At 59.9% G+C, this 7,010-nt stretch carries 7 protein-coding genes; 1 reads left to right on the forward strand and 6 read right to left on the reverse strand.

The genetic code is table 11. The annotated features are described in order from the left end of the window. A partial coding sequence (locus tag WCA53_RS04830) for a class II D-tagatose-bisphosphate aldolase non-catalytic subunit (RefSeq protein ID WP_423906189.1) occupies positions 1 to 444 on the forward strand: 444 nt, incomplete at its 5' end. Between the two features lie 127 nt (positions 445 to 571). Here the strand turns inward: WCA53_RS04830 and dut are convergent. From dut to WCA53_RS04860, 6 genes are all read right to left on the reverse strand, one after another. After that, the gene (gene dut, locus WCA53_RS04835; RefSeq protein ID WP_423906192.1) at positions 572 to 1,018 is read right to left on the reverse strand and encodes a dUTP diphosphatase; all 447 of its coding nucleotides are present in this window, start codon (positions 1,016 to 1,018) and stop codon (positions 572 to 574) included. 5 nt (positions 1,019 to 1,023) lie between these two features. Next, positions 1,024 to 2,022, reverse strand: coding sequence for an LLM class flavin-dependent oxidoreductase (locus WCA53_RS04840; RefSeq protein ID WP_423906195.1), 999 nt, complete (start codon positions 2,020 to 2,022; stop codon positions 1,024 to 1,026). A gap of 24 nt (positions 2,023 to 2,046) precedes the next feature. After that, a complete protein-coding gene (gene coaBC, locus WCA53_RS04845) occupies positions 2,047 to 3,264 on the reverse strand; it encodes a bifunctional phosphopantothenoylcysteine decarboxylase/phosphopantothenate--cysteine ligase CoaBC (protein WP_423906198.1) in 1,218 nt (405 codons plus the stop codon). Positions 3,265 to 3,308: 44 nt separating this feature from the next. Next, entirely contained in the window at positions 3,309 to 3,809 is a 501-nt protein-coding gene (gene lspA, locus WCA53_RS04850; protein WP_423906202.1) for a signal peptidase II, read from the reverse strand. Beyond that, positions 3,809 to 6,667, reverse strand: a complete 2,859-nt coding sequence (gene ileS, locus WCA53_RS04855) for an isoleucine--tRNA ligase (RefSeq protein WP_423906207.1) — start codon at positions 6,665 to 6,667, stop codon at positions 3,809 to 3,811. The genes lspA and ileS overlap by 1 nt, the downstream gene beginning before the upstream one ends. 125 nt (positions 6,668 to 6,792) lie before the next feature. Next, on the reverse strand, positions 6,793 to 7,010 hold a 218-nt coding region (locus WCA53_RS04860; RefSeq protein WP_423906210.1), incomplete at its 5' end, for a riboflavin kinase.

Below are 7,010 nucleotides of genomic sequence, written 5' to 3' on the forward strand. Positions count from 1 at the left end.
CTTAAAGTGGGTCCCGGAGTAACGTTCGCGCTGCGGGAAGCGCTGTATGCGTTGGCGGATATTGAAACCCAATTAATCGATGCAAGCTCGCGTCCGAATCTGCGGAATGTCGTCGAGGGTGTGATGCTTGCGAAGCCGGGTTATTGGGAGAAGTATTATCACGGCGATGCTGGGCAGCAACGTATCTTGCGGACTTATAGCTACAGCGATCGAGTGCGTTATTACTGGTCGGACGTGGAGATTGGCGCGGCGACGCAGAAGCTTATCGATAATCTTGGCGCTATGCGCATTCCCGAGAATTTGTTGAGCCAGTTCATGCCCGATCAATATTGGGCCGTGCGTCGGGGAGAGTTGGAGAATGAACCGATGGCGCTCGTGCAGGATCGGATTCGGCAGGTTGTTAGGGCGTATGCGGCGGCATGTCAAAAGGAGGCCGGGGCGTAGGGGGCTCCTGGTGATGGTTCGGCGGGTTCTGCTTGGGGCGAGGGTGGAGTGCACACTCACCGCAAGCAGAGGGGGCGCTGCGATCGCCCACATTCGCCGCTAGCAGAACCCCTTAGCAATCTCGGGCCTAACTCTTCCCCGTACTCCCAAACCCTCCAGCACCGCGCTCGCTTGCCGCAAACTCATCGACGATATTAAACGTCGCCTGCACCACCGGCACAATCACGAGCTGCGCGAGCCGTTCGAACGGGTTAAGCACAAATGCTGTCGAACCGCGATTCCACGTCGAAATCATCAACTGCCCCTGATAATCCGAATCGATCAACCCCACCAGATTGCCAAGCACCACGCCATGTTTGTGCCCAAGACCCGAGCGCGGCAGGATCAACGCGGCGTATCCCGGATCTTCAATATGGATCGCCAATCCAGTCGGAATCAACGTGGTCTGCCCCGGCTCAAGCGTAACGGCTTCGTCCAGACATGCGCGAAGATCTAGCCCGGCGCTGCCGGTCGTCGCGTAGGCAGGCAGGAAATCGCGCATGCGCGCGTCGAGGATTTTAATGTCGAGTTTCATTGGGTCTACTTAAGTTCGAACGCTTCTGCCAGCAATTGATACGATCTCAGCCGCGCGCGATAACTCCCGGCCACGGTCAGCACGATCAGTTCGTCAGCATGGAAACGTTGTTGAAGTTGATGCAATTGTTCGGTCACCCGTTCCGGTGTGCCAATAATGCTGCGGCTTTTCTCTCGCTCGACTATAGCCCGTTCACGTTCGCCAAACGCTTGCCCGGCACCCTGAGCCAGCGAGGGAATCGGCAGGTTCAGCCCATAAGCCATTTGCACACGACGCAAATCGACCGCGCGTTCCAGCGCAGCGGCTTCGGTTTCCGTATCGGCGCAAATCGCGAACACAGCAGCCGCAAGATAGGGCTTCGAACCATTGCGCGACACAAAACGCTCGCGATAAGCATCTGCCACAAGATGTCCATACTGCGCGTTAATAAAATGCGCGAACGCAAAACGAATGCCGAGTTGCGCGGCAAGCAACCCGCCGAATTCGCTGGAACCCAGCATCCACAATTCGGGCCGGGTCACGATTTCCGGTTGCAGCAAGACGCCATGCGCGACGTGATCGTCCGGCAGCGTGCCATCGAACAAACCCACGAGTTCACCGACTTGCTGCGGGAAAACATCGCCGCGATTATACGAGCCTCCGGCAACCGCTTGCGCCGTCCGCATATCGCCACCGGGCGCGCGCCCGACGCCCAGATCCACGCGATTGGGAAACAGCGCCTCAAGCATCAGGAACTGTTCGGCGACCTTGAATGGGCTGTAATACGGCAGCATGACACCGCCCGAGCCAATGCGAATTTTGTTCGTGATACTACCGATTCGCGCCAGCAGAACTTCTGGAACCGGATTCGATACCCCGCGCAAACCGTGATGCTCGGCGCACCAGTACCGCGTGTAACCGAGTTCGTCGGCCATGCGCGCAAGGTCGAGCGTGGCGGCGAGCGCGTCGGCCGTGGTGTGGCCATGGATAACCGGTGTTTGATCGAGTACTGAGAGTTTCGTCATGACCTTGGCCATTGATAATGAAGGCTAGGAGAGTAGCGATCCGCCACGCGGCGCCCGCTTCGCAATCTCGCCGATCAACGCGCGCGCCAGTTGTTTTTTATCGGCACGCGGCAAACGAGTGATCCCGGACTCCTCGAACATCACGACTTCATTGTCATCGAGACCAAACGTCAGCGGCCCGAGATTGCCGATCAGCAACGGCACCTTCTTGCGCGCGCGTTTCGCTTCACCGTGGACATCGAGATCGCCGCTTTCCGCCGCGAAGCCCACGCAATACGGTGGATTCGGCAACCGCGCGACGGTCGCAAGAATGTCCGGATTCTCGACGAACGTGAAGGTGGGCATCGCCCGATCGGCGGCTTTCTTGATCTTGTGCTCGCTCACGTGATCGACACGCCAGTCCGCAACCGCCGCGACTGCAATAAAAATATCGGTGTCAGGCGTGGCTTGCAGCACGGCGTCGTGCATCTGCTGCGCGGTTTGCACGTCCTGGCGAACTACGCCCCACGGCGTGTCGAGCGCGACCGGGCCAGCAATCAGATGCACGTCCGCGCCAGCCTGGGCCGCCGCGCGCGCGAGCGCGAAACCCATCTTGCCCGAGGACCGGTTGGTGATGCCCCTGACCGGATCGAGCGGTTCGAACGTCGGTCCAGCCGTGATCAGCACGCGCTGGCCGCCGAGAACCTTCGGCTGGAAAAATGCGCAGATCGCTTCAAAGGTTGCCGATGGTTCGAGCATCCGGCCATCGCCGACTTCGCCGCACGCCTGCGCCCCCGAATCCGGCCCAAGCACCTGGACGCCGTCCGCACGCAACTGCGTCACGTTGCGTTGGGTCGCCGGGTTCTGCCACATCTGGCGGTTCATCGCGGGCACGACGAGCAGCGGACAATCGCGCGCGACGCACAGTGTGGACAACAGGTCGTCGCAGAGGCCGTGCGCGAGCTTGGCGATAAAGTCGGTGGAAGCGGGCGCGATTACGATCACATCGGCTTCACGCGACAAATCGATGTGCGCCATGTTGTTCGGCACGCGCGCGTCCCACTGCGACGTATACACGGGCCGGCCCGACAACGCCTGCATGGTCACGGGCGTGATGAATTGCGTCGCGGCCTCGGTCATCGCGATCTGCACCGTCGCGCCGGCTTTCACCAGCAGACGTGTGAGTTCGGCGATCTTGTAGCACGCAATACCGCCCGACAGCCCGAGTACCAGATGCTTGCCTGCCAGTTCTGCAGTTTCCAAAGCCGCCTCCGTACTCAACAAATGCTCAAGAACTACTCAAGAAACTACTTCGCCCCGCGAACGCGTCGCAGTTCATCGAACACGAGGAGCACTGCGCCGATCGTGATCGCGCTATCGGCGAGATTGAATGCCGGCCAGTGCCACGTGTTGATATGGAAATCCAGGAAGTCGATCACGTGACCATAAGCAATCCGATCGATCACGTTGCCCAGCGCGCCGCCCATGATGAGCGCCAGCGCCGTGCAGAAAAGCCGCTGGGTGCCGTGGCGCTTGAGCAAATAGCAGATCACGATGGCCGCCACGACGCCAAGCCCAGTGAAACCCCAACGCTGCCAGCCACCGGCGCTCGCGAGAAAGCTAAATGCGGCGCCGCGATTGAAAATCAGGAACAGGTTGAAGAACGGCGTGAGGGCATGCGGCTCGCCGTACGTGAACACACGGGCAACCGCGATCTTCGACAATTGGTCGAAGAGAATCACGATCAGCGACACGCCAAGCCAAGGCGCGAGTGACCCGCTGGTTTGCTTCGGCATTGTCCTTGCCATTATGCTGCGCTCCGCTTTTCGCCATCGCCGAAGAGGTTGATGATGCAGCGGCCGCACAAGCCGGGATGCTCGTCCGATGCGCCCACGTCGTCGACATAGTGCCAGCAGCGCTCGCATTTCAGGTACTTCGACGCAATCACGTCGACGCCTTCTTCCGCTTCGCTCGCCACCTTCACCACCTGCGCCGCCGATGTAATCATCACGAAACTGAGGTCATCGCCGAGACTGATCAAAGCGTCGTAACGCGCGCCGCTCGCACGGATTTCCACTTCGGCTTGCAGCGACGAACCAATCTGGTTAGCAGTACGCGCTTCTTCCAGCGCCTTCGTCACGTCGGCACGAGCGGAGCGGATCAGCGTCCACTTGTCGAGCACTTCGCCGGCATCCGCGACTTGCGGATAGACGTGATACAGCTCCGTGAAAATCGTATTGCGGTCCGGTTGCAGGACCTTGTACGCCTCTTCCGCCGTGAACGACAGATAGGGCGCCACGAGCCGCAGCAAGCCATGCGCGATGTGATGCAGCACCGTTTGCGCCGCGCGACGTTCGCGCGAATCGGGCTTCATGGTGTAGAGCCGGTCCTTCAGCACGTCGAGATAGAACCCGCCGAGGTCTTCAGAGCAGAACGTAGCCAGCTTCGACACCACCGGATGGAACTCGAACTTCTCGTAATGCGCGAGTACATCGTCTTGCAGGTTTTGCGCGAGCGCGACTGCGTACTGATCGATTTCGAGCCATTCGTCAACGGGGCGAGCGTGTTGCGCGAAGTCGAAATCCGACAGGTTCGACAACAGGAAGCGCAACGTATTGCGAATCCGCCGATACGTCTCCGTCACGCGCTTCAAGATCTCTTCGGAGATCGCGAGTTCGCCCGAATAATCCGTCGATGCAATCCACAAGCGGATGATTTCCGCGCCCAGGCGGCTCGACACTTCGTGCGGATCGACGCCATTGCCGAGCGACTTCGACATCTTGCGGCCTTCGCCGTCGACAGTGAAGCCATGCGTCAGCAGCGCGTTGTACGGCGGCCGGCCATCGAGCATGGAAGCGGTCAGCAAGGACGAATGAAACCATCCACGATGCTGGTCCGAGCCTTCCAGATACAAGTCGGCCGGGAATTGCAGCGAATCCTTGTGGGAGCCGCGCAGCACATGCCAATGCGTCGTGCCGGAATCGAACCAGACATCGAGCGTGTCGCGGTTCTTCTCGTACATGTTGGCTTCGTTGCCGAGCAATTCCTGGGGATCGAGCGTCTGCCATGCCTCGATACCGCTCACCTCTACGCGCTTCGCCACTTCTTCCAGCAATTCAAGCGTGCGCGGATGCAGTTCGCCCGTTTCCTTGTGGACGAAGAACGCCATCGGCACGCCCCATTGGCGTTGTCGCGAAAGCGTCCAGTCGGGCCGGTTGGCGATCATGCTGTACAGGCGCTGCTTGCCCCACGACGGATAGAACGCCGTGTTTTCGATACCTTCTAGCGCCGTTTCACGCAGCGTCCTCGCCGAATCGTTCGGCTTCACGTCCATGCCAGCGAACCACTGCGACGTGGCGCGATAGATGATTGGCGTCTTGTGACGCCAGCAGTGCATGTAGCTGTGGTTGTAGTTCACGGTATGAAGCAACGAACCCGCGCTGCGCAAGGCTTCCACAATTTGCGGATTCGCGTCCCAGATCGAGAGTCCGCCGAACAGCGGCAACGATTCGATATACCGGCCATCGCCCATGACCGGGTTGATGAAGTCCGAGTCGGTCATGCCGTGCGCCTTGCACGACACGAAGTCTTCCACGCCATACGCCGGCGACGAATGCACGATGCCCGTGCCGCTCTCCGTGGTGACGTAGTCACCGAGATAGACGGGCGCGGTCCGCTTGTAGCCCGGATGAGCGGCGCTCAGCGGATGATGGAAACGCAGGCCGGACAGCTTTTCGCCAGTCGCCGTGGCGAGGGCGGAACCGGTCAGGTGGTATTGCTTCAGGCAATCTTCCACGCGATCTTGCGCCAGGATCAACAAGCCCTTTTCGGTATCGACGAGGCTGTACGTGATCTCGGGATGCACGTTCAACGCCTGGTTCGCCGGAATGGTCCAGGGCGTGGTGGTCCAGATCACGATGCCGCCTTCCTGCTTCGGCAGCGCATTGAGTCCGAACGCGTGCGCGGTCTTTTCCGGATCGGCGAAGGCAAACAGGACGTCGATGGTCGGATCGACCTTGTCCTGGTATTCCACTTCCGCTTCGGCCAGCGCAGAACCGCAGTCGAAACACCAGTTCACCGGTTTCAATCCGCGATACACATAGCCCTTCTCGACAATCTTCGCCAGCGCGCGCAACTCGCCCGCTTCATTGACGAAGTTCATCGTCTTGTACGGATTGTCCCAATCGCCAAGAATCCCCAGTCGGCGAAAACCCAGCTTCTGCTTTTCGATTTGTTCGCTCGCATAGGCGCGGGCTTTTTCCATGACTTCCCGGGCCGGCAGCGCCTTGCCGAACTGCTTTTCGATCTGGATCTCGATCGGCATGCCGTGACAATCCCAGCCGGGAACATAGACCGCGTCGAAGCCCGCCAGATTGCGCGCCTTGACGATCATGTCCTTCAGGATCTTGTTCACCGCGTGGCCGAGGTGGATGTCGCCGTTCGCGTACGGCGGCCCGTCGTGCAGGATGAACTTCTTGCGGCCTTTACTGGCGGCGCGAATCTTTTCGTAGATCTTGTTGTCCTGCCACTCCTTCACCCATTGCGGCTCACGCTTGGGCAAATCGCCGCGCATGGGAAATGGCGTGTCGAGCAGGTTGACCGGATATTTCGACTGGGGCTTCGCTTCTTGCTTGCCAGCTTGCTTTGCAGCTTTCTTGTCGCTCATGGATGACTCGATATTGAATTCGGTGGGCGGCGGTTCCGGCCGAAGCACGGGAACGGGCGCGGTGGAACAAAGAGAAAAGCGGGGCAGCGGGCGGCGCAACGGGAGATAGGCCCGGCGCCACGCGCTTAACTAATTCGGTCGGTAGCCGACGTGGCGAAACCGCTGTCGCGGCCGCCCGGGTAGACGCCGGAACTGAAGTACGCGCGGGCGTTGGCGACATCGCGCGCGATAGCCACTGATAGCGTTTCGAGATCCACGTACTTTTCCTCGTCGCGCAGCTTTTGCAGGAATTCGATTCGCACGAGCTTGCCGTAGGCGTCGCCATGCCAGTCAAGGACAAAGG

The sequence above is a fragment of the Caballeronia sp. genome, from assembly GCF_049581465.1.
GTDB lineage: Bacteria > Pseudomonadota > Gammaproteobacteria > Burkholderiales > Burkholderiaceae > Caballeronia.

Coding starts and splice junctions, on each gene's coding strand:
- lspA (WP_423906202.1), bottom strand. CDS start 3,809: ATGGCAAGGACAATGCCGAAGCAAACCAGCGGGTCACTCGCGCCTTGG.
- dut (WP_423906192.1), bottom strand. CDS start 1,018: ATGAAACTCGACATTAAAATCCTCGACGCGCGCATGCGCGATTTCCTG.
- ileS (WP_423906207.1), bottom strand. CDS start 6,667: ATGAGCGACAAGAAAGCTGCAAAGCAAGCTGGCAAGCAAGAAGCGAAG.
- WCA53_RS04840 (WP_423906195.1), bottom strand. CDS start 2,022: ATGACGAAACTCTCAGTACTCGATCAAACACCGGTTATCCATGGCCAC.